Annotated in this window: 1 protein-coding gene; it reads left to right on the plus strand. The window is 64.4% G+C overall.

What is annotated here, in order from left to right; all coding sequences use genetic code 11:
• The coding region (locus HU767_RS28475; protein WP_346343483.1) for a DUF6543 domain-containing protein at window positions 1-1670 on the plus strand (1670 nt) is incomplete at both ends.

A 1670-nucleotide genomic window follows, 5' to 3' on the forward strand; every position in this document is an offset into this window, starting at 1 on the left:
CGCGACAGCGATGCGCTCAATGCCTTGACCAAGGACTTGCCCGCGCCCTATGACTTTACGCTCGACCTGCTTCAGGCCCAGCCGGAGGTGCGCGTGTGGAGCCGGACGACAGCACGCGGGAGCAGTCCAGCAGACGTCGTGCGCCGGGCTCGGGTCAAGCGCGGTCCCTACGTCACCGACCGGTCGTTGTCGATGGTCGAGGCGGCGATGCTCAATTACCCCCCCACCGATGCGGTGGCCGGGAGTGATTTCGATAAAAAAGGCAAGGTTTTCATCCAGGGCAAGCCGGGAGAGTTCCTCCACTGGGAGGGCTTTTCAGACACCCTCCCGTTGCCTATCACCCCGGCCAGTTTCGCGCAGCTTTGTCGCCGCGTGGATGTCGGAGGCGCTTATCGCACACTGCTCGAAACCCGGTTGCCGCGTATTGGCAGCGACACGCCCGCTGTCGCCAAGGCTTACCTGGCCTATTCACGCAGTCAACTGGCCTATGACGCCTACGAGGCGAAGTTGGACGGGCGCCTGGATCAAACCGGCGAGCGGTTGCTGGCCTCTGTCGGGGTGCAACTGGAAGCAGGGCGCACGTCGCCGCTGGCCTGCGAGATCAAATCCTTGGAACTGCTCTCGGTGCCGCTGTTCGGCGCCCGGATCTACTGGGGGGTGCAAGGTGATGCCGAGGGCGTCCGCCCGGTGGTGCTGCACATGCCCCATGACGTTGTCGCGCCCATCCAGCAGTTTTCCAGCTTGCAGGCCATGTCGGCGGAGCTGACTGAACGGGTCCGAAAACGCAGCTACCGCCAGAGCCTGATGCGCTACCTGCCGATGCGTTTGCAGGCCGAACTGGGCGCGGCCTTGCATGACCAGGTGGAGTGGGAAGTCAAAGACAACCTCAACCTTTTCCAGGAAATCCACGCCCGTATTACCGGCTGGCGCGAAGGCGAGCGGGGCGAAACGGGTGACAGCCGGCGCATCAGGGTGCCGACGCCCCGCGTCGCTTGGAGCCTTGGCGATGTGCGCGGGGATCATTGGCACAGCCGCTACCACGAATGGCGCGGGCACACCCTGGCCAACGCTTCGGCCTTGATGGTGTCGACCCGGGACAAGGATTGGCAGGCGCTGTTGGCGCGTTTCGAATACTGGGAGCACTTCGCCGAGCAGGCGCTGATGGTTGCCGCCAGCTTCATTCCGTTCTGTGCGCCCATCGGCATGGCCGCGGCTGCGGTGGGCGGGGTGCGGCTGGTGTATGAAATCTTCGAGGGCATCCAGGCGTTCAACGAAGGGCATTCGCAGGAGGGCATCGATCATATTTTCAATGTGTTGTTCGGTGTCGCCCAAGGTGCGTACCTGGGGTTCGTTGGAGGGGCGATGGAGCCCATGCCGGTGCGTGATGGCAGCACCCGCCTGTGGAATGGCGACGTCACGCCGTTTGCGGCCAGGCGCCCGCCGCCGGTGGAGGCCGAGCTGGACGCCTGGGGTGTCTGGCGCACGACAAACGAGGCGTGGGTGCGCATTGACGACCGTTATTTTGAAGTGCAAGGCACGGAACGCGATCTGGCGTTGCGCCTGCCGGGCAGTCACCGAGGCGTAACGCCGCCGCTGGAATGGAGCCGAACCCGTGGCTGGCAGTGGGCCCATCGTAACCCGTTGCAACGGGACAACCTGTCATTGCTGCG

The sequence above is a fragment of the Pseudomonas sp. SWRI179 genome, from assembly GCF_014268705.1.
Classification (GTDB): Bacteria; Pseudomonadota; Gammaproteobacteria; order Pseudomonadales; family Pseudomonadaceae; genus Aquipseudomonas; species Aquipseudomonas zanjanensis.